At 30.8% G+C, this 22798-nt stretch carries 22 protein-coding genes; 10 read left to right on the top strand and 12 right to left on the bottom strand.

The features are described from left to right. Positions 1 to 187: 187 nt before the first annotated feature. Positions 188 to 658 (top strand): OsmC family protein, encoded by a 471-nt coding sequence (locus tag CELLY_RS14735; protein ID WP_013622491.1) that lies wholly within the window; start codon positions 188 to 190, stop codon positions 656 to 658. Between the two features lie 44 nt (positions 659 to 702). Continuing rightward, positions 703 to 1314, top strand: coding sequence for a DEAD/DEAH box helicase (locus tag CELLY_RS14730; protein ID WP_013622490.1), 612 nt, complete (start codon positions 703 to 705; stop codon positions 1312 to 1314). Positions 1315 to 1449: 135 nt separating this feature from the next. Here the strand turns inward: CELLY_RS14730 and CELLY_RS14725 are convergent, their stop codons facing one another. Next, on the bottom strand, positions 1450 to 2946 hold the full coding sequence (locus CELLY_RS14725; RefSeq protein ID WP_013622489.1) for a YfcC family protein: 1497 nt from the start codon (positions 2944 to 2946) through the stop codon (positions 1450 to 1452). Positions 2947 to 3012: 66 nt separating this feature from the next. On the opposite strand from CELLY_RS14725, the gene CELLY_RS14720 reads away from it, so the two are divergent. Continuing rightward, positions 3013 to 3678, top strand: coding sequence for a uracil-DNA glycosylase (locus CELLY_RS14720; protein ID WP_013622488.1), 666 nt, complete (start codon positions 3013 to 3015; stop codon positions 3676 to 3678). Positions 3679 to 3691: 13 nt separating this feature from the next. Here the strand turns inward: CELLY_RS14720 and CELLY_RS14715 are convergent, their stop codons facing one another. From CELLY_RS14715 to CELLY_RS14695, 5 genes are all read right to left on the bottom strand, one after another. After that, positions 3692 to 4537, bottom strand: a complete 846-nt coding sequence (locus CELLY_RS14715; protein WP_013622487.1) for a substrate-binding domain-containing protein — start codon at positions 4535 to 4537, stop codon at positions 3692 to 3694. Between the two features lie 5 nt (positions 4538 to 4542). Continuing rightward, on the bottom strand, positions 4543 to 5409 hold the full coding sequence (locus CELLY_RS14710) for a nucleoside phosphorylase (RefSeq protein WP_013622486.1): 867 nt from the start codon (positions 5407 to 5409) through the stop codon (positions 4543 to 4545). A 1-nt stretch (position 5410) separates the two neighbouring features. After that, positions 5411 to 6343 (bottom strand): DUF1835 domain-containing protein, encoded by a 933-nt coding sequence (locus CELLY_RS14705; protein ID WP_013622485.1) that lies wholly within the window; start codon positions 6341 to 6343, stop codon positions 5411 to 5413. Positions 6344 to 6412: 69 nt separating this feature from the next. Beyond that, entirely contained in the window at positions 6413 to 6742 is a 330-nt protein-coding gene (locus CELLY_RS14700; RefSeq protein WP_013622484.1) for a translation initiation factor, read from the bottom strand. A 124-nt stretch (positions 6743 to 6866) separates the two neighbouring features. Further along, a complete protein-coding gene (locus tag CELLY_RS14695; RefSeq protein ID WP_013622483.1) occupies positions 6867 to 7817 on the bottom strand; it encodes an isopenicillin N synthase family dioxygenase in 951 nt (316 codons plus the stop codon). Between the two features lie 125 nt (positions 7818 to 7942). Between CELLY_RS14695 and CELLY_RS14690 the strand changes: the two genes are divergently transcribed. Beyond that, the gene (locus CELLY_RS14690; protein ID WP_013622482.1) at positions 7943 to 9919 is read left to right on the top strand and encodes an alpha-ketoacid dehydrogenase subunit alpha/beta; all 1977 of its coding nucleotides are present in this window, start codon (positions 7943 to 7945) and stop codon (positions 9917 to 9919) included. A gap of 59 nt (positions 9920 to 9978) precedes the next feature. On the opposite strand, the gene CELLY_RS14685 is transcribed toward CELLY_RS14690, so the two are convergent. From CELLY_RS14685 to CELLY_RS14675, 3 genes are all read right to left on the bottom strand, one after another. Continuing rightward, entirely contained in the window at positions 9979 to 10281 is a 303-nt protein-coding gene (locus CELLY_RS14685; protein ID WP_013622481.1) for an HPF/RaiA family ribosome-associated protein, read from the bottom strand. A gap of 198 nt (positions 10282 to 10479) precedes the next feature. Further along, positions 10480 to 10785, bottom strand: coding sequence for a hypothetical protein (locus CELLY_RS14680; RefSeq protein ID WP_013622480.1), 306 nt, complete (start codon positions 10783 to 10785; stop codon positions 10480 to 10482). Between the two features lie 247 nt (positions 10786 to 11032). Next, positions 11033 to 11341, bottom strand: a complete 309-nt coding sequence (locus tag CELLY_RS14675; RefSeq protein WP_013622479.1) for a hypothetical protein — start codon at positions 11339 to 11341, stop codon at positions 11033 to 11035. Between the two features lie 267 nt (positions 11342 to 11608). Between CELLY_RS14675 and CELLY_RS14670 the strand changes: the two genes are divergently transcribed. Continuing rightward, complete coding sequence (locus tag CELLY_RS14670; protein ID WP_013622478.1) at positions 11609 to 14950, top strand: VCBS repeat-containing protein; 3342 nt, start codon at positions 11609 to 11611, stop codon at positions 14948 to 14950. Between the two features lie 10 nt (positions 14951 to 14960). Continuing rightward, positions 14961 to 16307: a vanadium-dependent haloperoxidase gene (locus CELLY_RS14665; RefSeq protein ID WP_013622477.1), complete on the top strand. Its 1347-nt coding sequence runs from the start codon at positions 14961 to 14963 to the stop codon at positions 16305 to 16307. A 567-nt stretch (positions 16308 to 16874) separates the two neighbouring features. Here CELLY_RS14665 and CELLY_RS14660 read toward each other — a convergent pair. Together CELLY_RS14660 and CELLY_RS14655 are read right to left on the bottom strand one after the other, a co-directional pair. Next, positions 16875 to 17792, bottom strand: a complete 918-nt coding sequence (locus CELLY_RS14660; protein WP_148228911.1) for a hypothetical protein — start codon at positions 17790 to 17792, stop codon at positions 16875 to 16877. Between the two features lie 617 nt (positions 17793 to 18409). Next, a complete protein-coding gene (locus CELLY_RS14655; RefSeq protein WP_013622475.1) occupies positions 18410 to 19855 on the bottom strand; it encodes a T9SS type A sorting domain-containing protein in 1446 nt (481 codons plus the stop codon). Positions 19856 to 20165: 310 nt separating this feature from the next. Between CELLY_RS14655 and gntA the strand changes: the two genes are divergently transcribed. From gntA to CELLY_RS14635, 4 genes are read left to right on the top strand one after another with little or no spacing between them, the layout of a single operon-like run. Next, on the top strand, positions 20166 to 20840 hold the full coding sequence (gntA, locus tag CELLY_RS14650) for a guanitoxin biosynthesis heme-dependent pre-guanitoxin N-hydroxylase GntA (protein WP_013622474.1): 675 nt from the start codon (positions 20166 to 20168) through the stop codon (positions 20838 to 20840). Continuing rightward, positions 20837 to 21412: a DUF1989 domain-containing protein gene (locus CELLY_RS14645; RefSeq protein WP_013622473.1), complete on the top strand. Its 576-nt coding sequence runs from the start codon at positions 20837 to 20839 to the stop codon at positions 21410 to 21412. Before gntA ends, CELLY_RS14645 begins: the two co-directional genes overlap by 4 nt. A 2-nt stretch (positions 21413 to 21414) precedes the next feature. Further along, entirely contained in the window at positions 21415 to 21948 is a 534-nt protein-coding gene (locus CELLY_RS14640) for a hypothetical protein (protein ID WP_013622472.1), read from the top strand. A gap of 52 nt (positions 21949 to 22000) precedes the next feature. Further along, a complete protein-coding gene (locus tag CELLY_RS14635) occupies positions 22001 to 22153 on the top strand; it encodes a YqaE/Pmp3 family membrane protein (protein WP_013622471.1) in 153 nt (50 codons plus the stop codon). Between the two features lie 19 nt (positions 22154 to 22172). On the opposite strand, the gene CELLY_RS14630 is transcribed toward CELLY_RS14635, so the two are convergent. Further along, on the bottom strand, positions 22173 to 22763 hold the full coding sequence (locus CELLY_RS14630) for a hypothetical protein (RefSeq protein ID WP_013622470.1): 591 nt from the start codon (positions 22761 to 22763) through the stop codon (positions 22173 to 22175). Positions 22764 to 22798: the final 35 nt, after the last annotated feature.

The raw sequence follows: 22798 nt of genomic DNA, 5'->3' as shown, positions 1-22798 counted from the left end.
AAACAAGACTCTTTTTACGAGAACACTATATGAAAATGAAAAATTTATTTACGTTTTAATTACACTACTAAAGTAGCTAAGCTTTGTAGTAAAATAAAATGTATGTTGTTAACCTAATAGTTATTGTTGTGTACCTTTGCAATTATGGTGTGTGGTATAAAATAGCAGCTAATAAATAGTTATAAGAATGAAAAAACACAATTACGAGATAATAGTATCGTGGACGGGTAATGAGGGTAGTGGTACCCAAAACTATACATCTTATAATAGAAACCATACAATAACAGCAAATCATAAATACGGTGAAATTAAAGGATCATCAGATCCCTCATTTTTAGGTGATAAAACAAAATATAATCCTGAAGACCTTTTTTTATCTTCCTTATCTTCTTGTCATATGCTATGGTATTTACATTTATGCTCTACACATAAAATTGTGGTAAATTCTTATGTAGATAATGCTATTGGCACTATGGAAGAAACTAAAGATGGAAGCGGAAAGTTTACCGGGGTAACTTTACAACCAAAAGTTACAATTACAGATGCTAAAATGTTAGAAAAAGCAAATGAATTACATAAACAAGCTAATAAAATGTGTTTTATAGCAAATTCATGTAATTTTAAAATAGACCACAAACCAAATATAACTGTTTCATAAATTAGTTACTTAGTAAGTACTATACAACTACAAAAAAATATAAGATGTCGTTTAAAAAAATACATCCAGAATTAAAAGAAGCTCTAGAACGTTTAAAAATAACTGAACCAACACCGTTTCAGTCTAAAGTACTCTCAAAAATTAAGGGTGGTGCAAGTATATTTGGTTTAGCTCCTAAAGGATCTGGTAAAACAACAGCTTTGGTTATTAGCACATTACAAAAATTAAAATGTGAAGAGTTTGAAGACGCGCCAAGAGCATTAATTTTTGTAAAGGATAAACAGGCAGCATTAGAACTTAAGCAAGAGTTTGATAAGTTTACTTTTAGAATGTCTATACGTACGTATTGTGCTTATGAAGAGCAAAATATAGACGATCAAAGAGATGATATTTATGATGGTGTAGACATTGTAATTGCCACTCCTAAAAGGCTAAATAAAATATTTTACTCTAATGGTATTAACTTAAATGTATTGCAATTGTTTATTGTAGATGATGCCGAGTTTTTAATTAAACCACACCTGTTTTCTGAAATTATTAGAACACCAGAAAGCATAAACAGGTGTCAATATTTGGTTTTTGGAACCAAGTTTGATGACCGCATGCAACGTATGCAAGATTCATTTATGGCTTCTGCACAGATTGTGAAGTTGTAAAAACTTTAGCTTTAAAAAATAAATTTATTAAGGTTTATAACATAAGTTTGGTATTGTAAACCTTAATTTTTTATGTAGTAATGGCACATAAGTTTAAAACATTACTAAAATGCTTATTATGAGCAATATAATTTGTTATAAGTAAACAGACACTGTAAGTACTATCATTAAAAATACAGTTAAAATAGCCACTAAAGGCCACACAAATTTTAACCATTTATTGTAACCCACTTTTACAATTGCTAAAGAAGCAAGTATTAATCCTGTAGGGTTTATAAATTTAAATAATCCCATACCATATAAGTAAGCATTTACAATCATTTCTCTGCCAATGCCTGCTGTATCTGCTAATGGAGACATAATTGGCATACTTAAAACAGCCATACCAGATGTAGAAGGTATAAAAAATGAAAGTCCGCTATATACTAACATTACCGAGTTAATAAAGATTCCTTTTTCCATACCATTGGTAACACTAGAGGCGTAGTACAATAATGTATCTCCAATTGCACCATCTTGCATTAAAACCGTTACACCTTTAGCAATACCTATAATAAAAGCTACGCCTAGTAATTCTCCGGCTCCTTTTACAAAAGTATCTATAAACTGTGCTTCTTTAATTTTTGCAATAACACCAATAATAATAGAACCTACTAAAAATACCGTTGTCATTTCTACAAACCACCAATCTAAACTAGATACTCCATAAACCATTACAACAAAACAAGCTGTAAATACAAGTAATATTAAACGTAGTCTTGCTGTTAATTTTAAGTTGGCCTTGCTAGCGTCTGATCCAAACAAATGTTCAATTTCAGCTTTTTGATCATAAATAATAGACTTGGTAGGGTCTTTTTTAACACGTTGTGCATATCTAATAATGTAGATAATACAAATTACCAGTCCTAAAATTAAAGTAATAACTCTACCATCTATACCAGATGTCCAGTTTATACCTGCAGCATTAGATGCTATAATAACACTAAACGGATTTATAGTAGAAGCCAAAGTTCCTATACAAGATCCAATATAAATAGATGCTAATGCAACCATTGCATCATATTTTGCAGCTAAAAATATAGGAATTAAAATAGGGTAGAAGGCTATTGTTTCTTCTTCTAAGCCAAAAGTTGTTCCACCCATAGCAATAAGGAAAGTAACTAATATTATTAGTATATACTCCTTTCCTTGTAGTTTTTGAGCCAACCAAGCAATTCCGGCATCAAAAGCACCAGTTAAATTCATAATAGCTATTAAACCACCAATAATTAGCACTAGAAAAATAATATCTGCCGCTTCTATAATTCCTTTTATGGGTGATTTTAAAAATGAAGTTACTCCTTGTGGCTGAGCATCAATTTGTTTGTAAGTGTCTGGTATACCAATAGGTTTTCTTATATCTCCGTTTTTAAATTTTTCCAAAGGAATATTTATATGTAACGTAGTTAAGGTTTCTTGCGTAGCTGGCAGTGTTGTAGGCGTATCTTCGCCATACCTTATAAATGTATTATCTGTTTCACTATAAGTTAACGTATCATATTTACCAGCCGGAACCAAGTAAGTTAAAACAGCAACTAATGCTGCAATTACTAGTAATATGGCTTGTGCAGAAGGGAATTTTAATTTTTTCAATGCGTAAATTTTTTCAAGGGTTTAAAGATAATATTATTTTAGTGGATTAATTAGTTTTGATAAAGAATGAAAGCAAACGTATCTAAAAGTTGGAGTCCTATTATTTTACCAGAGTTTAAAAAAGAATATTTTAAAGAACTAACTGCCTTTGTTACTAAAGAATATAACACAAACACATGCTTTCCGGCAACAGAAGATATTTTTGCTGCATTTAACTATTCTTCTTTTAATACCACTAAAATTGTAATTATTGGTCAAGATCCGTACCACGGCCCAAACCAAGCAAACGGATTGTGTTTTTCTGTTAAAGACGGTATTAAACATCCGCCATCATTAATAAATATTTTTAAAGAATTAGAGTCCGATTTAAATATACCGTATCCTAAGAGTGGTAATTTAGAACGATGGGCAAAACAAGGAGTACTGTTGTTAAACGCCACATTAACTGTTAGAGCACACGAGGCTGGTAGTCATCAAAAAAAAGGATGGGAAACGTTTACAGATACTATTATTAAAAAAATATCTGATGAAAAAGAAGGTGTTATTTTTTTACTTTGGGGCGGATTTGCCAAAAAAAAAGCAAAGTTAATAGATACTAAAAAGCATCATATTTTAACAAGCGGTCATCCATCTCCTTTAAGTGCAAATAGAGGGTATTGGTTTGGAAATAAACATTTTAGTACTGCTAATACCATTCTAAAAGATAGTGGCAAAACGCTAATAGAATGGTAATTAAGCTAATTTATTAGAGTAAAATAGTACTACTGTCTAATTTCTTATCAATTAAATCTAAGGAAAGCAGTGTGTCTTGTACTTTTTCTAAGGTTTTTGTGTTTAGTTGTGATTGGCTCCAGCGTGTTTTAGACAACCATTCTTGTATATCATCTAACTTTTGCTCATATCTATTAGCTAAAGTCCTATCTATACTTGGTATGGTTTTAAATTCTTCTGTATACATATTAATTACCTCTAATATGTGTTGTAGTGTACCAGAATTTTCTGTAATAAAACTATCTGTTGCTGCAATCACAAAACAAGGCCAAGGAGTAGGGCAGTCTGCCACTCTCCTAAAAGTTCCATTATCTACTAAAGGCTTTGTTGTAAAATGTTCCCACATAAAATAATCTGCAGTACCTTTTGTTAATCCTTCTACAGCGCCATCTAAATTATTAATAACTTCAAATTGTAATTTGCTAGTATCCCAACCTTCATTTTGTGCATTTACATAAGCCATTAAATGACTACCACTCCCAAACCTACTAATTGCAGCTTTGGTGTTTATAAGATCCTCTATTGTCTGGTACTCACTATTTGCACCTACATGAATCCCCCACAAAAGAGGCGTAGCAATATACTCTTGTACAATTTTAGCTTTTGTACCTGCAGTAATACTTTTTACTAAACCTTCAGTAAGTATAATAGCAATATCTGCCTCATTATCTGCTAGCAATTGGCACATTCTTCCTGTACCTTCAGGAATATCTGTCCATTCTAAATTTATACCACGATCTTTAAATGCATTTTCTTCTATAGCTAAATGCCAAGGTAAATTAAAATGCTCTGGAACTCCTATTATTTTTACTGTCTTCAATAGTATTATGTTAGCTTGTTTAGCGTATATTTTATTAATTCTTCTACAGTTTCTGATGGTGTTACAGAAAACTCTCCATTAGCTCTATTGGCTAAAATAGCATTTAAAGAAAGTGCGTTATGTCCTAATAATTTGGCCAAGCCATAAATACCAGCAGTCTCCATTTCTAAATTGGTAACTTTTAAATTGTTATATCTAAAAGAAGCTATTTTACTATTTAAATCATTATCCTGAGTGTTTAAACGTAAAACCCTGCCTTGAGGACCATAAAAACCAACATTTGTAGCGGTAAAACCTTTTACAAACTTATCTGAGTATATTTTATCTGCCAATTCTGTGCTACAAGTAACCACATAAGGCATAGATTTTTCTTTAGCCCAATTTGTATGTGCTACAAAAGCATCTTGTACTGCTGTATTTTGTACGTGTTTGCTATCGTAAAACTGTAATAAACTATCTAAACCAATAGCATATTCACTTAGTAAAAAAGAATTTATTGGAATATCTGCTTGTATTGCACCAGATGTACCAATTCTAACAATATCCAAACTTGTTTTTTCTTCTTTAATAGTTCTTGTGGTAAAATCTATATTTACCAAAGCGTCTAATTCGTTTAAAACAATATCTATATTGTCTGTACCAATACCTGTAGAAATAACAGAAATACGTTTCCCATTAAGCACACCAGTATGTGTAATAAACTCTCTTTTACCTTTTTTTAGTTCAATAGTATCAAAATATTTAGAAACTTCACCAACTCTGTCAGGGTCACCAACTGTAATTATGGTAGTTGCTATGTCTTCTGGTAATATATTAAGGTGATAAATGCTATTGTCAGCATTTAAAATTAACTCCGATGGACTTAATTGCATATTATAATTTAAGGATTCTGTCTGTGTTGGTGTTGTACAAAAAGTTGTACTTTAATGCACCACCCAGATAAATGTTATTGTCTTGTATACAAGAGTAATAACTTGTTTGTTGTTCTAGTATTTCTTTTCCTTTTTTTGTTAATTTAACTGGATTAAAAGAGCCAAATAAAGGTTTTAAAGAAGTTATCATTTTTTGATATTGAATATCTCCAAAACCATAACTATTATCTGCTAATAACAGTTTTTTTACAAACTCGTTTTTGGTTTTTGGTTTTTGGGTTGATGCCAATTCTAAAAGATTATTTTCTATTGAATTTAACCCATTTTTAATTGAAGGGAAACGCTGTAAATGTAATTCTATAGCTTTTTCTAGGTAAGGAAACCTATATTTAGCGAAATCTGTTAAGTTTTCTAACCTTATTGGGTTATCACTACAATACAATTGCCATATATAATCTGCATATTCTATATCGTCCTGACGTAAAAAAGTACGTTCTTCATAATGATTTAGTAATTGCTCATCTGTTAACTCAGCTAAACTAAAAAGTTTAGATTGGCCTTCAATTTCACCACTACAAACTACAGATATTTCTGCATATCTGCGGTGCATTTTTAGCCAACTTACTACAGCAAGCATATTAATTTGGCAAAATAAATCATACTCAAACCACAAAACTATTTTATCTTCTTTTTTGTGATTACATAAAGACCTATACTCTTTTAAAGTAAGATCTATAAATTTTGCTTTTGAAACCTTATAGTTTTTGCTTAAAAAATCGAACCTAGTTTTCCAGAAACTTTCACTACCTACATTGTTTAATGTTTTGCCTTCGCACAACATTTCATTCCAGGTAATAATGTCTCCTTTAATAGGCAAGTTTTTCAATCTATCTGTAAAGTTTCCTCCGTTGGTTATGTGTAAGGTAGAACTCATAGTAGTATTCTAGATTTGAACTCTTAAAATTACATTTTTATCTAAATAATCAAAAAAAAATTAACAATTTTAACCGCCAACACGTTTTACGTTAAAACCTTTCTCTTTTAATATGCTCATTATCTGATCTCTGTAGTCGCCTTGAATAATAATACTATCATTTTTAAAACTACCACCAACACTAAGTTTTTGCTTTAGTTCTTTGGCCAAAAGTTTAAAATCTTTATCGGCTCCAGTATACCCTTCTAATATGGTAATAGGTTTTCCTTTACGTTTTTCATACTTGCAAATAATAGGGTCGTCTTGCAACCAAATATCACTTTTAGGAGTCTCTTTTTCTGTTTCTTCTGATGGTTTATGATCTGGAAAAAGATTTTTTAATTGGTCTTGTAAGTCCATTGTATTAAAATATTGGTTTAATGCTTATTTAGGGTTTTTATCAATATAAAAAAGAAAAAACAACCAAATACTGGAGTTTTAAATGCCAATATTTAGTTGTTTTGTATAGTTATTTTTTAAATTATTACTTTTTAATAAGTCCTAATTCTATTAATCTTTCGTGTAAAAATTCACCAGCAGTAATATCATCAAACTGTTTAGGGTTATTTTCATCTACACAATTTTCTAAGCAATTTAGCGGCATTTCACTAACTGGGTGCATAAAAAATGGAATAGAGTAACGAGAAGTTCCCCAAAGCTCTTTAGGCGGATTAACAACTTGGTGTATGGTAGATTTTAATTTGTTATTTGTTAGTCTAGACAACATATCACCTACATTAATCATTAACTGATCTGGGCGTGCAATAGCATCTACCCATTCACCATTGTGGTTTTTAACTTGCAAACCTTTACCATGTGCCCCCATTAACAATGTAATAAGGTTAATATCTCCGTGAGCTGCTGCACGTACTGCATTTTTAGGCTCATCTTTAATAGGTGGGTAATGTATAGGTCTTAAAATAGAATTACCGTTTTTAATGTAATCATCAAAATAAGTTTCTTCTAAATTTAAGTGTAAAGCAAGTGCTCTAAGCACATATTTAGCTGTTTTTTCTAACATTTTAAATGTTTCTTTACCAACAGCATTAAATTTTGGTTGCTCTTTTACAATAACATTGTCTGGGTATTCTGCTTCTAATTTAGGATCATTTTCTACGTACTGTCCAAAATGCCAAAATTCTTTTAAATCTCCTTCTTTTTTACCTTTAGCGTGCTCCTTACCAAAAGAAGTATAGCCACGCTGACCGCCAATACCTTCAATTTCATAGCTGTCTTTTAATTCTTGAGGCTGATTAAAAAAGATTTTAATTTCTTCATATAAATCTGCCACTAACTCATCAGATAAAAAGTGGCCACTTAAGGCAACAAAACCTATGTTTTCAAAAGCACTACCAATTTCCTTGATAAACTTTTCTTTTTGTGTCTTGTCGTCAGATAAAAATTCCTGTAAATTGACACTTGGAATAGAACTCATCGTTTAATATTTTTATATTCAAATTTAATAATAATCTAACATTTTTTGATAAATTATTAATTTTTGTAACAACATCTCTTCTTATTTGTTACTTTTAATTCTCAATTTATAAAATTTTCCGCTAAATGGAATTCAATAACGAAACAATTTCTTCAGAAGAACAGTTATTACTGTACAAACGTATGATAAAGCCACGTTTAATTGAAGAAAAAATGCTTATTTTATTGCGTCAGGGCAAAATTTCTAAGTGGTTTAGTGGTATTGGCCAGGAGGCCATTGCTGTTGGCGTAACTAGTGCCTTACAAAAAAACGAATATATTCTTCCTATGCACCGTAATTTAGGGGTGTTTACAACAAGGGACATTCCTTTATATAGGTTATTTTCTCAGTGGCAAGGAAAAGCAAACGGGTTTACTAAGGGTAGAGATCGTAGTTTTCATTTTGGAACACAAGAATTTAATATTGTTGGGATGATATCTCACCTTGGTCCGCAATTAGGTGTAGCAGACGGTATTGCTTTGGCAAATAAGTTAAAAGATAATAGCAAGGTAACAGCTGTATTTACAGGAGAAGGCGCTACCAGCGAAGGTGATTTTCACGAGGCTTTAAACGTTGCTGCTGTATGGCAATTACCTGTTTTATTTTGTATTGAAAACAACGGCTACGGCTTATCTACACCAACTAAAGAACAATATTACTGTGAACATCTTGTAGATAAAGGTATAGGTTACGGCATAGAGTCTCACCAAATAGATGGTAACAATATATTAGAGGTTTACGGTAAAGTAACTAAATTGTGTGAGAGTATTAGAAAAAATCCTAGACCCATATTAATAGAATTTTTAACTTTTAGAATGCGTGGTCATGAAGAGGCTAGTGGCACTGCTTATGTACCAAATTCATTGTTAGATGAATGGGCAAAAAAAGATCCAATAGCTAATTACGAAGCTTTTTTAAAAAATAATAACATTTTAACAGATGATTTAATTGCAACCATAAAGGCAGATTTTAAAGCTGAAATTAATGACAATTTACAAGTTGCTTTTGATGAACCAGCAATAACATCTACCATAGAAAACGAATTAAATGATGTGTACAAACCATTTAATTTTAAAGCTATTACACCTACAGATAACGTTAAAAACATACGATTGGTTGATGCCATATCTGAAGGCTTAAAGCAAGCTATGGATAAGTATGAAAACCTTGTTATTATGGGGCAAGATGTAGCAGAATATGGCGGTGTTTTTAAAATTACTGAAGGTTTTGTAGCAGAGTTTGGAACAGAACGGGTACGCAATACTCCAATTTGTGAATCTGCAATTGTATCTACAGCAATGGGGTTATCTATTAACGGGCACAAAGCTGTTGTAGAAATGCAATTTGCAGATTTTGTAAGTAGTGGTTTTAATCCTATTGTAAACTTGTTAGCTAAATCTCATTACAGATGGGCAGAAAAAGCAGATGTAGTGGTGCGTATGCCATGTGGTGGCGGTGTGGGAGCAGGGCCATTTCATTCACAAACAAATGAAGCTTGGTTTACAAAAACACCAGGTTTAAAAGTAGTTTACCCAGCTTTTCCTTATGATGCTAAAGGATTGTTAGCAACAGCAATAGAAGATCCAAATCCGGTTTTATTTTTTGAACACAAAGCACTGTACAGGAGCGTTTACCAAGATGTTCCAGAAGGTTATTATACTTTACCAATTGGAAAAGCAAGCCTAATTAAAGAAGGTACTGCAGTAACTATTGTTAGTTATGGAGCTGGTGTGCATTGGGCATTAGAAAGTTTAGAAAACACACCAGAAATTAGTGCAGACCTAATAGACTTAAGAACTTTAACTCCTTTAGATAAAGAAGCTATTTATACATCTGTTAAAAAAACAGGCCGAATTATAATTTTACAAGAAGATAGTATGTTTGGAGGCATAGCTAGTGATATATCTGCAATGGTTATAGAAGACTGTTTTGAGTATTTAGATGCACCAGTAAAGCGTGTAGCAAGTATAGAAACCCCAATACCTTTTGCAAAAGACTTAGAAACAAAATACCAACCAAAACAAAGGTTTATTACAGAATTAAAAAAACTGTTAGCATACTAATATACTAACAGTTTTTTTACAATTTAGACGTTGCTAAAAGTTAAAATGGAAACAGATTATTAATGTGTTTTCATTTTAGCTTTTCTCTTTTCTAATTGTCTGCTTAAATCATCTATACTAGATGTAATTGCGGCTTCATAAGACGCCTCACTAGATTCTGAAAATAATCTAGGTCCAGGAGCGCTTAACCTTACACCAATTACTTTTCCTTTTTCAGGAGAAGATGTATTCTCTTTTTTAAAAAAAATGTCTGCACTTACAATAAAATCATACTTGTTTAAAAGTTTATCAATTTTTTTTGCGGCTAATATTTCCAAACGGTTACTTGCAGTAACACCATCGTAGTGAAAGTTTATGTTCATAGGTCTAGTATTTTATTTGAAGATACATATAGTACACTAAAAAATCAAATGTTTAAACCTAATATTATATTAAAGTTAAAAATTTGTCTACGCTATAAAATTTAAGGTATTAAAAATTAATAGTTTGTATGTTTATTAAAAATAAAAAAAGCGCAGCTAAAATAGCTACGCTTTTAATAAATTAATGATTTTAAGCAATTACTCTTGCAATTCTAAATCAGTAATAATACTTGTTGTTACTTCTTCTTCCGTTTCATCATCTACTACCGTTTCAGATTCATACGTAATTGTAAATGTTTTACCTTTAAAAGCATCGTCAGACAAGTCGTACTTACCTAATGCTTCAGAACTTACTCCTTGAAATTCCAAAGTAGATCCATCTTCAGCAGAAAATTGATATACTTCGTTGTCATAACCAGAATAGGTAGCAGTTACGCTTTCTGTTGATACTAAAGATGTTACAGCCGTAGCTAATGCAAATAATACAATTGATAAAGTTTTCATAGTGTTCAAATTAATTTAGGGTTAATAACTGTTATATCTACGCGTTAAAAAATGCTTTAGATGTTATAAAAAATGGTTTTATCCTTTTTTTAATGTTAAATTGTTATATTTTTAACAAAAATTATCTACTTAACTAACTGTTTATTAGGTGATTATTAAAAATGTAAGAAAATATGTTAAATTTTAGTTTTATTACTAGCTAATAGTAAAAAGCGTTGCAGACTAGCAACGCTTTTTGTTGTTTTAATTACTCTTCTAATAATGTTAAGTCAGTTAAAATGTTTTTTACTTCCTCCTCTTCAGTTTCGTCATTAGTGTAAGTAACCACCTCATAGGTTACCTTGAATGTTTTTCCTTTAAAAGACTCGTCTAACAAGTCATATTTCTCTAAAGTTTCCGGACTTACTTCATCAAACTCCATTGTTTGTCCTTCATCTGTAGTAAACACATACATTTCATCTTCAAAACCATCGTAGGTTCCCGTAAATGATGCTGTTGTAAACGTAGTTGTAACAGCAGTTGCTAAAGCAAATAAAATAATACTTAGTGTTCTCATTGTGTTTTATTTAAGGTTAAACCTTATTTACGTTTTAGCTATAATTCTTGGATGTTGTTTAGGTCCTTAAAATGACAAATAATTTCACTTTTTTTGTGTTAAAAACTCCAATTAAAAGTTAGTTGTTTTAACTCCCATATTTTACTGGTAGTTTGGACTTATGGTAGCGCAAATAGTTGTGTTTAAAAGCAAAAAAAATGTGTCATTATTTTAAAATTTCTTCTAAAACTTTTTTTATAACTTGCCTTTTATAAAAAACTAACCATTTTGAAACACATATTACTAATTTGTGCAGTGGTATTACTTACTACCTCATGTAATAAATCTACTAGCAACAATAGGTTTACTTTACTGCAAACATCTGCTACTAATGTTGAGTTTAACAATACTATTACGGGTAATGACAGTTTAAACATTGTTACGTTTCAGTACATATATAATGGAGGAGGAGTTGGTATTGGTGACTTTAACAACGATGGTTTACAAGATGTAGTTTTTACAGGTAACCAAGTATCTTCTAAAATATATTTAAATAATGGAGGGTTAACTTTTAAAGATATATCCCAAGCTGCAAATTTTACTACAACTTCATGGGTAACAGGCGTTACTGTTATAGATATTAATGCAGATGGTTGGGATGATATTTATTTAAGTGTAGGCGGACCAAATTGCAGTGGCAATTGCAACAACTTACTTTTTATTAATAATGGGTTAACTAAAAACGGAATACCAACATTTACAGAAGAAGCTGCTGCTTACCAATTAAACGACCCTAACAATAGTCAGCAAGCCGTATTTTTTGATTATGATTTAGATGGAGACTTAGATGTTTTTATTATTCACAATGGGAGCTCTCGTTTTTCTCAAAATTCACCTGTTCCTAAACATTATTATACCAAAGAGCTAGCAGATTATTTATTGCGTAATGATAGCGTAGAGGGTATAAAACATCCTGTTTTTACAAATGTATCAGACAGTTTGGGGATTAAACACAAAGGATTTTCTTTGGGTGTAGCTGTACAGGACTTTAATAATGATGATTTACCAGATATTTATGTATCTAATGATTTTTTAACTGAAGATTTAGTGTATATAAATAATGGTGTAGATACTGTTACTCATAAGCACAAAGGGTTTGCAGAATTTAATAAAGAATTGTTAAGTGTACAAAGCTTTAATGGTATGGGAGTAGATGTTGCAGACGTAACTAACTCTGGCTACCCAGATATTATGGTTGTAGATATGTTACCTAAAAGCTACAAGCGGCAAAAAAGTATGTTAGGTCCACATAATTATGATAAATTTTTAACTGCACAACGCAACAATTATAGTTCACAATTTATGCGTAATACGTTGCAAATACATAATGGATTGTTAAACAATACTGTTGTACAAGCTAGTGAAACAGCTAAATTTTCTGGCGTAGCAGCTACAGATTGGAGCTGGTCTCCTATGATGGTAGATTTTGATAATGATGGCGATAAAGACATTTATATTACTAATGGATATGTAAAGGATATTACAGATTTAGATTTTATAAACTACTCTAAGCAAAGCACAATTTTTGGATCAGAAACAGCTAAAAACAAACAGTTGTCTGCACTTATTTCTAAAGCTCCTGGTGTTTTTATTCCTAATTATTTTTATGAAAACACCAATAATTTAAAATTTAAAGACGTTAGTAAACAATGGGGGAGTACAGAAAAATCTTTTAGTAATGGCGCAGCTTTTGCAGATTTAGATAATGATGGCGACTTAGATATTGTTGTAAATAACATTAACCAAAAGGCTTTTATTTTACAAAACAATACAACAGATCTAACTACTGAGTCCAACTTTTTAAGATTAAAATTAAAAGGAAACAAAAAAAATAGTAAAGCTATTGGAACAAAAATTAAATTATGGTCTAATGGCAATATGCAAACACAATATCAATCTCTTACACGCGGGTATTTGTCCTCTGTAGAACCTATTATTCATTTTGGAATAAAAGATACTATTGTAGACTCTTTACATATAATATGGCCAAATAAACAAATAACAAAGGTATATAATCCTAAAATAAACACTGTTTTAGAGGTAGATATTAAATATGCTAAAGTAACTAATAATACATCTGCTTTAGAATTAGCCTTATTAAAAAATAACACATCAATTTTACCATTTAAACACCAAGAAAATAGTGGTCATGATTACGTTTCTCAACATTTGTTAATGAGTCAGTACTCTAAACTAGGACCGTGTATAGCAGCAGCAAATATTAATAAAACCTTGGGAGATGAGCTTTTTATTGGTGGTAGTAAAGGCCAGCCGTCTACTATATGGACTCAAAGTAAAGATGGCATTTATCAAATTACACAAAAGTTAGATAGTATATATGAAGATGCAGCCGCTGTATTTATAGATATTGATAATGATAAGGATTTAGACCTTTTTGTGGCTAGTGGTGGAGCAGAGTTTGATAGCAACTCTAATGTTTTACAAGACAGAATTTATATTAATAATGGTATTGGACAATTTACATTGACGAATAATAACTTACCAAAGCTACAAAATATAGGTTCCTGCATTGCGGCTAATGATTATGATAAAGACGGAGATATAGATGTTTTTGTTGGTAGCAGATTGGTAAAAGGAAGCTACCCAACTGCGCCAAATAGTAGCTTATTACAAAACAATGCAGGCGTTTTTAGTACTGTTAAAAACGATGAACTAACCACAATAGGAATGGTTACAGATGCAACCTGGCAAGACGTTAATAATGACGGTTGGCAAGATTTGATTGTAGTAGGCGAGTGGATGTCTATTTCAATTTTTATAAACAACAATGGCACTTTAAAAAAGATTACTCCTAACTGGGTAAATACAGGAAATAAGACTACAGAAGTTTCGGGTTGGTGGAATACGATAAAAGCAGGTGATTTTGACAATGATGGCGATATAGATTTTATTGCTGGAAACCAAGGAGAAAATAGTTTTGTTTGTCCAGAAGAGAACAAACCAGTGTATGTATACAAGCAAGATTTTGATAAAAATGGTAGTATAGATCCAATAATTGCTCAGTATTTTACAGATTTAGATAAAAATAACGTTTTGTTACCAGTACAAACAAGAGATGATATTGTAAAACAATTGGTGGTATTAAAGCAAAAGTATAGTAGCTATGCAGCATTTTCAAATCCTTCTTTTACAGAATTATTAGAAATAAAAAACCTAGAAGAAGAAACCTTAAAAGCAACTACATTTGCAAGCGTTTATATAGAAAACTTGGGCAATAACACCTTTAAAATTAATAAACTACCTAATATTTGTCAGCTTGCACCAATAAATGATATTCTTATTAAAGACATAGATAAAGATGGATTTTTAGATGCTCTTTTGGTTGGCAACAACACTACCTCTGAAACTGTATACGGGTTTACAAGAGCCATAAAAGGTATCTACCTAAAAGGAAGTAAAACAGGATTTAATGTGGTAAACAATAGTGAATCTGGTTTTTATGTTCCAGAACAATCCAATCATATTATTGAAGCAAAAACAGCCACAAATAGTAGTCTTATTATAGCCACACAAAACAATACTATAGCTAAAAGTTTTTACATCAACTAAAACGTATAAAATGCATCAAATAAAAAGTAATATATATAGCAAGTACACTTTTTTTATCTTGCTTTGCCTATGTACAGTAGTATCTTGCAAAAAGGAAAATGCAGCAATAGAAGTACCTGTAGATGCGTATTTTAAGGCTGTAGATAAAATTACAGAAACTATGATTCATGATATATTTTCGCCACCTGTGGCAAGCAGAATATATATGTATCCTAATGTTGCAGCGTATGAAATTATGGCACAAAACAACAAAAAATACAGCTCTTTATCTACTAAAATAAAAAGTCTAGAATCTATTCCAGAAGCACCAAAAGATGTTAATTTAAAAGTTGCTGCACTTGTTGCATATATAGATGTTAGTAAAGAACTTATTTTTAAAGACAACATTGTAACTACGTACGCAGATAGCCTTTTTACTAGTTGGAAAAAGACCAACGCAACAGAGTTTACAGCATCTAAAACATACGGTTTAAAAGTTGCTAACCGCATAAAAGACTGGTTACACAAAGACAATTATAAAGAAACAAGATCTTTTGCAGGGTATGAAGTTACTACAGATAATCCTGGCAGATGGCAACCAACGCCACCAGCTTATATGGACGGTATAGAGCCACATTGGAACAAAATAAGAACAATGGTACTAGATTCTGCAGCACAGTTTAAACCAAAAAGGCATCCTGAGTTTTCTATGGAACCCAACAGTGCGTTTTATAAAGAATTGCAAGAAGTATACACAGTTACGAACAAGATTAGGAAAAACGGAGATACCACAGAGGAAGTAGCAATTGCAAGGTTTTGGGATTGCAACCCGTATGTATCTACAAGCAAAGGCCATTTAATGATTGCCACAAAAAAAATTACTCCAGGTGCACATTGGATGGGAATAACAAAAATAGCGTGTAAACAGCAAAAGCTAGACTTTACAGCTGCTGTACACGCAAATACCATAACATCTATTGGTATTTTTGATGCCTTTATTAGTTGTTGGGATGAAAAATACCGTAGCAATTTAATTAGACCCGAAACACTAATTAACAATACTATAGATAAAGAATGGACACCATTATTACAAACGCCGCCTTTTCCGGAATATACGAGTGGGCATTCTGTGGTTTCTGGAGCATCTGCAACTATATTAACACATTTGTTTGGTGATAATTTTAGCTTTACAGATGACACCGAATTGCCTTTTGGTTTGCCAAGCAGAAAATTTACGTCTTTTAATACTGCTGCTAATGAAGCTGCTATAAGCCGTTTGTATGGTGGTATACATTACAGAGCTGCAATTGATAATGGTGTTGTACAAGGCCAAAATGTAGGCAAACACATTATTAATAACCTAAAGCTTACCAACTAAAAATTTACATTAATTTATAGAGAAGAGTAAGAGTCTAAATAATCCTATTTTACATAATATAAATTATAGTACAATTTATAGCAGTTATCGAAATAGAGCATTTCAGCGATATTTTACATAATTAATGATATAATTGTCTTTATGCTTATATCGAGTAATTATGCAAAGCTAATTATGGCTTCGTTAGAATAATTTAGATGTGTAGCTATAATTAGTCGTTATGTAAAACTAAAATACATTTTCACAAAAAGTTATAAAACTACAATTAGCCTTATAATTATAACTAAATATATACTGCTTATAATTTACGTATTCTGTATTTAGGTACAGAAATTTTAAAATACGCGATTCTCGTGGATTTGTTTTTTAGTTAAATACGATATGAAACGATATTTAAGTAAAGTGCTATATCCAAATACAATCATCCACTGGATAATTGCATTTGGATAGCCTAAAATATGGACGCTCATTTCTCCTATTGTTTTAACCACCCCGAAACTTTGAGGTTATGAGGCCAAAAAAAAAGGCAGGTGAAAAACACCTGCCTTTATATAATCTAATTAGTTACTAGCCTACATCAGAATAACCATCATCATATATGATTTCGATTATTTCTTCGTCAGTTAAAACTCTTAATCTACCACTTAAATGGTCTGTCTTATAATCAATTAATAATTTACCAAAATGTATTGTCCAATTAGCTAATGATTCTTTAGATAAAGGATATTTAGACTTAACATCTTTGATAAGTATTTTCCCTTCTTTTCCAGTAGCACTAACGTCTATTAACATTTCAGTGTCATTACTAACAAACTGTCTTATTGCATATCTATAAAAACAACTTACATTTTTACCAGCAGTATTTTCAAGTCTAACAATATTTTTAGGAACAAAAATTATTGGCTTACCAAAGTATTCTGGAAGTTCAACTTTTTTGCTAACCCATTTCAGAGTATTAATATCAAAAATGTCTTTTTGAACAAAAGTTTTCATTGGTATTTTATGAATTCTACATTGTTCTTGAGTAAACTCAATCAAAACAGATTTAATAATTTTAGTAGTAATATCAGAAATTCTATCAGAACTAATATCTTCAAAATACAATTCTATATCAGCAAAATGACTTAAAACGCCTGTTTTTACTGCTATATTGTTATAAATTGTATTGGCTATTCTTTGCCTTAATTTATTTCCAACGGAGTTTCCGTAATCTTTACTAAATGCATAACCTAACCTTGTTTCATTTGGCTCTCCCAAACCAGATAATAAATAATCTGCTTGCCCAAATGATTTTTGTTTTACATTTTTTACTAATTCACCCCAAAAAACTTCTAAATGCTTTTGCATTTTTGTTGCTAAAGGTGTTCCCAAGCTTTCTATCAACCTTGGATCTACAAACAATAAGTTGTCTGTATTTAATTTGATATCAACAAAGTCTAATTTTTGTTGTTGATATCCTAACTTATAATATTCTGATATATTCATATCTCTATATATTTTAAAATTGTTATGTATTAACACTATTGTTAATACTTATTTAATAAAAGCACTTATTGCTTTTTTATGTTTCTTGATATTTTAAAATTTACTTTCTAGGATATGATATTTTTTAATTTATATTTATTTTAACATTGTTATTAACAATTTATTTTTATATTTGCACACTGATAACGTCGAAAATTATCTTTAAAATAAACTTTTAAAACTTATAAGTCACTAATAAATAAAGGTCCTAAGCCTCTAGAATTAGAAATATTTAATTGTTTTAATCGTAACAAACAATAGCTGAATTTAGTACAAAATTCGTGCCAAATGTCTTGTTTAAGACATTATGGCATTTTTTATGCGTTTTTACTAAATATTTACTGACAAAAGGGTTAGAAAATAATTAAATGACAGTCCAATAGCATTCTGGCATACTAATCCATTCCACACACATTACACTTCCCTCCTACGTCGTTTTATAAAAAGAGTGTTTATTCACTAGATAAATATGTTTGTTGCATAATTATGTATGCTAGTAAAAAACGCCCAATAACAAAAAAAGCAGAATTAAGTTTAACCTCAATTCTGCTTTTTAAATTTATTTATAAGAATTAAAACTATTGAATAAGCAATTGTTTAGTTTCATTTTTGTTGCTACCCGTAATTGTAACAGTATACATACCTGCTGGCAATGCAGAAATATCTATTACAGTGGTATTATTTTTAGCCTTTACGGTACGTACTACTGTACCTACAGAAGTAATTACTCTAATAAAATCTCCTTTAGTAGCTACCACATTAACTACTGTATTCGCAGGGTTTGGATATACAGTTCCTGCGTCAGTATTAATAATACTGCTATTAGATGTACAGTCAGATACTTTAGTCCATTGGTTTGAAGAACAGCCAGAAGCTCCACCTGGTCTACAACTACCATTACTAGCTTTTAGTTCATAAATTGCATTATTAAGCTTTACTCTGTCTCCTTTTGTAAAATTTCCTGATTTTTTCCAAGTTGGAGCTGTTGAACAGTTACCAACAGGATTATTAGTTCCTCCAGAACCATTTTTTTCCCATACTCTTATATAGTCTACGTGCATAGATACTGGCATTTCATCTATATTCTTTTTTGCTCTAGGATTTACTTCTGGGTTCACAGGCTCAAATACATTACCCTGAAACGCTACAAATGGTACTCTTAAACCTAATGATGCTATAACATACATAGGATTATCACTCCAATAAGTATTATCTAAAGCTCTACCTACTCTAACGCCATCTACATAAAAATATAATTTAGTAGGTGTTATTTCACAACCATAGGTATGCCAACCTTTTGTAGGATCAAATTTACCAGGTAACTCATACTTATTTAATTGAGTAGCTCTTGCTTTTGGTTGTTTTGGTCTAAACCAATCTCTACCAAAACTTGCTTTTTTTACTAAATGAAGATTAGATTCTGCATCTGTAATTAAATCTTGTTGATGCCCAACCGGACCATTAGGATCAAAATCAAATTGTTGTAGTTCTACAACATCAATTTCTGTGTATACAGCCTCACCAATTGGTTTATTATCAAAAAACTTACTGTATAACCAAAAAGACGGACACACACCTCTGTATTTGTCAAGACCTGTTGCTTTTGGAGAGTTAATTTCTGCACCATAAATTCTGGATTCTACATAACCTACAAAGTTTTTAGGCAACTGTTTAATAGTTTGTAAACAGCCACTTTTAAAATATGTAATGCCATCTCTTGCATTATTGGCGTTTTGACGCATAGTAAGCTCAACAGAACGCTCACCTTTATAATTTACCGGTTTAGCATTGGCATTGTTATCCCACTTCCAAGCTTTTGTGTTTGGTAAATTAGCCGTTTTACTCCATTTGCTCCAATTAATGTTACCTGTATTAAATTCATCTGAAAAATCGTTTAATAATTTAAAATTATCATTCGGATTAGATGTTTGTCCGTTTGGTTTTTGGCTGTACCCTAGCAAGCAAATAAATGCCAGAAGAAAACTTAAAAATACCTTTTTTGGTTTCATAATTTTTAATTTCATAGTAGTCTGTTTTTTGTAATTAACATTGTTGTTTTGAAACAAATCTAGTAAGAAATATATTACAAAATAATAAAATATGTAAGACTGCTAAAATAGTTTTAGCATTGGGTAATATGGTGCTAATTACACCATATTAGTATCATATAAATACTAAAACTACTAGCCTTTTTATAAAATACAAGTGAAGAAATAATGCATAAATTCTTATATACTTGATAAGGTTAATAATATGACGGATTGAGATAAAGCTTAAACTACACTCCATTTAATTTAGCATAAAAATGATACAAACGCATTAAAGCATTGAAAAATGGAATTACACACAATGGACAAAATAGAGAATACAACTGCTGTTGATGATATGGTAAAAGAATTTATTCTTGACGATCATCCTTGTGTTATGGCACAAAGTGTTGTTGCAAATGATACTATATCTATTCATAATTATAGTAAAATTTCTAAACAATGTGTCCCTACTCTATTAAACGATTTAAATAGTTACTTAAATGAAATTAATGATGAATCTAAAAAGTTTCAAACCTTTATTGCCGTATTTAAAGATGACGAATTTAAAACTGAATTAGCTTTTGAAAACGCACTCTGGAAATTACTGTATCAACTACACTGTAAGGATGATTGTGAATGGGATAATAGTACAGATTCTGATGTATCCTCGCCAAAATTTAGTATGAGCATCTTAGGCAAGTCGTTCTACATAGTTGGTATGCATCCTAATGCTTCCAGAAAAGCAAGATCATCACCATTTCCTATGATTGTGTTTAACTTACATAATCAGTTTGATAAGCTTCGTAAAACCAATCGTTATACTCGCGTAAGAGACTTAATTAGGCGTAGAGATAAGGAATATCAAGGTTCTATAAATCCAATGCTAGAAGATTTTGGAGCTGGTAGCGAAGCAAGACAATATAGCGGAAGAGCAGTAAATAACAAATGGAAATGTCCATACCAATTTCATAAAAAATGATTACTATACCACCAAAATCCGGAGCAGCTTTAGAACTTAAAAAGGGTCAAATACTTAAGGTTATTGATATTGAAGGTAAGCAAGTATCAGACATTTTATTTTTGAATAAAACCGATATAAAAGAGAAAGTATCTTCAGGTAAAACATTAGATTTTGAAGAGTCTATTTTACTAACAAAAGGCAATTACCTCTGGAGTAACAGAAGTAATAAAATGGTAAAAATTATAGAAGATACAAACGGTAGAAACGATTTTTTACTTGCACCGTGTGATAGAAAAACGTTTAAACATTTTTACGGTATTGAAGAATACCACCCAAGTTGTTTTGAAAACCTTTACAAAAATTTAGAGCCCTACGGTATTCAAAAAGATGATATACCTACTGCATTTAATATATTTATGAATGTTGTTTTTAATAAATCTGGGAAAATAAAAGTTGAGCCACCCACATCACAATCTGGTGATTATGTTTGTTTTGAAGCCCAAATGGATTTAATTGTAGCTTTAACAGCTTGCTCTGCAAAAGATAGTAATGGTGGAAGTTTTAAACCCATAGGATATAAGATCATATAAAAATGAGCAACTTTTTTAAAAATCATAAACGCGCCTTTATAGGTGGTGCTGTAACAACAATTTTTATAGCATTTGGTGTCTTTATTTTAGGTAACATATCGGGCTATGAGGCTAAAAAACTGTTAAGTTCATCTATACAAGGTCTTAATATGCTTTGTAATACCATAATATTGGCATCTGCCACAATTTTAGCCTTACTATTAACTTTACTGGGGATAAGTACAGGTACAGAAACAAAACTTAAAAAGAAACACTATACACAGGTATTAAGTATTGCTAAGTTTGACACCATACTTTTTATAAGTACATTAATTCTCTTTCAGTTTTTTAATATTCCAATTACAGAAGCAGATAACGTAGCCGTTTGGTGGTACAAATATATTTATTGGGGAACACTTTTCTCCTCCTCTATTATTAGCGGAATGATGGTTATTACCATACTAATGTTATATGGTACCGTTACAAATATTATTGCCATTGTTGGGTTAAAGAAAAGTGATCATAGGATGTTGGTAGATGAGAAAGAAGAAGAATAACTAGAATAAAAAAAACTTAGAAAAATAGAATTATTAATTAAAATAACTACATATGTCATTACTAACAATTATACTAAATATAGTACTACCACCATTAGCAGTATTTATGAAACACGGAATAGGAAAAACATTTTTAATTAGTCTTATACTAACTATTATTGGTTGGTTACCAGGAGTTATACACGCATTTATAGTTAATGATTAAATGCGTTAGCAACTTAAAGTTAAGTAATATTTATAGGCTTTGTTTCTGCTTCAAATACATTACCATTCATTAGTGTTACTATTAATTTGAATTTAACATTGTTTGCTGACTGGTTTTTGTCTGAGAATTCGATATAAAAATTATTATAAAACTTAAAGGTTGAGTCGTATGTATCTCTATAGTCATTATTGATCATATCAATCCATTCATTTAATCTATATCTTTTAAAATTAGCATCAATATCCTCACCGTAATCATCTGAAATAAATCCGACATAGTCATAAATTCTAAAATTGTCAAGATTAATTTTTTCTCCAGCTGTAGTATTAAAAATATTAGCATTTGAAACAATACTTAACTCTTTAATATTACTTTTTAGTCCTTTTTCTCCTTGGATGCAATCTTTATCTTGTCTTTTATTTATTTGATCTATATCTAAACGAAGTTCAATTCTATAACTGTTAGCATCAACACTTTTTAAGGAATCAATTGTAGTAAGAAAAATGGAATTGGTTAAATTTACTCCTGTAATATCTGGTGTACAGTTATTTTTACAAGCAAACAATGATTGCAATAAAATAATTGATATTATATAATAGTACTTTTTCATATGTTTTTGTTAGTGTTTTACAACGTGTTTACACA

Origin of the sequence: Cellulophaga lytica DSM 7489, assembly GCF_000190595.1 — a bacterium.
GTDB classification, from domain to species: domain Bacteria; phylum Bacteroidota; class Bacteroidia; order Flavobacteriales; family Flavobacteriaceae; genus Cellulophaga; species Cellulophaga lytica.
The sequence above is the reverse complement of the archived record's forward strand: the minus strand, read 5'-3'. Positions and strand labels throughout refer to the sequence as shown.

Excerpts from the sequence above, each read along its gene's own strand:
- CELLY_RS14735 (WP_013622491.1), top strand. The coding sequence starts at position 188 with ATGAAAAAACACAATTACGAGATAATAGTATCGTGGACGGGTAATGAG.
- CELLY_RS14730 (WP_013622490.1), top strand. The coding sequence starts at position 703 with ATGTCGTTTAAAAAAATACATCCAGAATTAAAAGAAGCTCTAGAACGT.
- CELLY_RS14720 (WP_013622488.1), top strand. The coding sequence starts at position 3,013 with ATGAAAGCAAACGTATCTAAAAGTTGGAGTCCTATTATTTTACCAGAG.
- CELLY_RS14710 (WP_013622486.1), bottom strand. The coding sequence starts at position 5,409 with ATGCAATTAAGTCCATCGGAGTTAATTTTAAATGCTGACAATAGCATT.
- CELLY_RS14705 (WP_013622485.1), bottom strand. The coding sequence starts at position 6,343 with ATGAGTTCTACCTTACACATAACCAACGGAGGAAACTTTACAGATAGA.
- CELLY_RS14700 (WP_013622484.1), bottom strand. The coding sequence starts at position 6,742 with ATGGACTTACAAGACCAATTAAAAAATCTTTTTCCAGATCATAAACCA.
- CELLY_RS14695 (WP_013622483.1), bottom strand. The coding sequence starts at position 7,817 with ATGAGTTCTATTCCAAGTGTCAATTTACAGGAATTTTTATCTGACGAC.
- CELLY_RS14690 (WP_013622482.1), top strand. The coding sequence starts at position 7,943 with ATGGAATTCAATAACGAAACAATTTCTTCAGAAGAACAGTTATTACTG.
- CELLY_RS14685 (WP_013622481.1), bottom strand. The coding sequence starts at position 10,281 with ATGAACATAAACTTTCACTACGATGGTGTTACTGCAAGTAACCGTTTG.
- CELLY_RS14680 (WP_013622480.1), bottom strand. The coding sequence starts at position 10,785 with ATGAAAACTTTATCAATTGTATTATTTGCATTAGCTACGGCTGTAACA.
- CELLY_RS14675 (WP_013622479.1), bottom strand. The coding sequence starts at position 11,341 with ATGAGAACACTAAGTATTATTTTATTTGCTTTAGCAACTGCTGTTACA.
- CELLY_RS14665 (WP_013622477.1), top strand. The coding sequence starts at position 14,961 with ATGCATCAAATAAAAAGTAATATATATAGCAAGTACACTTTTTTTATC.
- CELLY_RS14660 (WP_148228911.1), bottom strand. The coding sequence starts at position 17,792 with ATGAATATATCAGAATATTATAAGTTAGGATATCAACAACAAAAATTA.
- CELLY_RS14655 (WP_013622475.1), bottom strand. The coding sequence starts at position 19,855 with ATGAAATTAAAAATTATGAAACCAAAAAAGGTATTTTTAAGTTTTCTT.
- gntA (WP_013622474.1), top strand. The coding sequence starts at position 20,166 with ATGGAATTACACACAATGGACAAAATAGAGAATACAACTGCTGTTGAT.
- CELLY_RS14645 (WP_013622473.1), top strand. The coding sequence starts at position 20,837 with ATGATTACTATACCACCAAAATCCGGAGCAGCTTTAGAACTTAAAAAG.
- CELLY_RS14640 (WP_013622472.1), top strand. The coding sequence starts at position 21,415 with ATGAGCAACTTTTTTAAAAATCATAAACGCGCCTTTATAGGTGGTGCT.
- CELLY_RS14635 (WP_013622471.1), top strand. The coding sequence starts at position 22,001 with ATGTCATTACTAACAATTATACTAAATATAGTACTACCACCATTAGCA.
- CELLY_RS14630 (WP_013622470.1), bottom strand. The coding sequence starts at position 22,763 with ATGAAAAAGTACTATTATATAATATCAATTATTTTATTGCAATCATTG.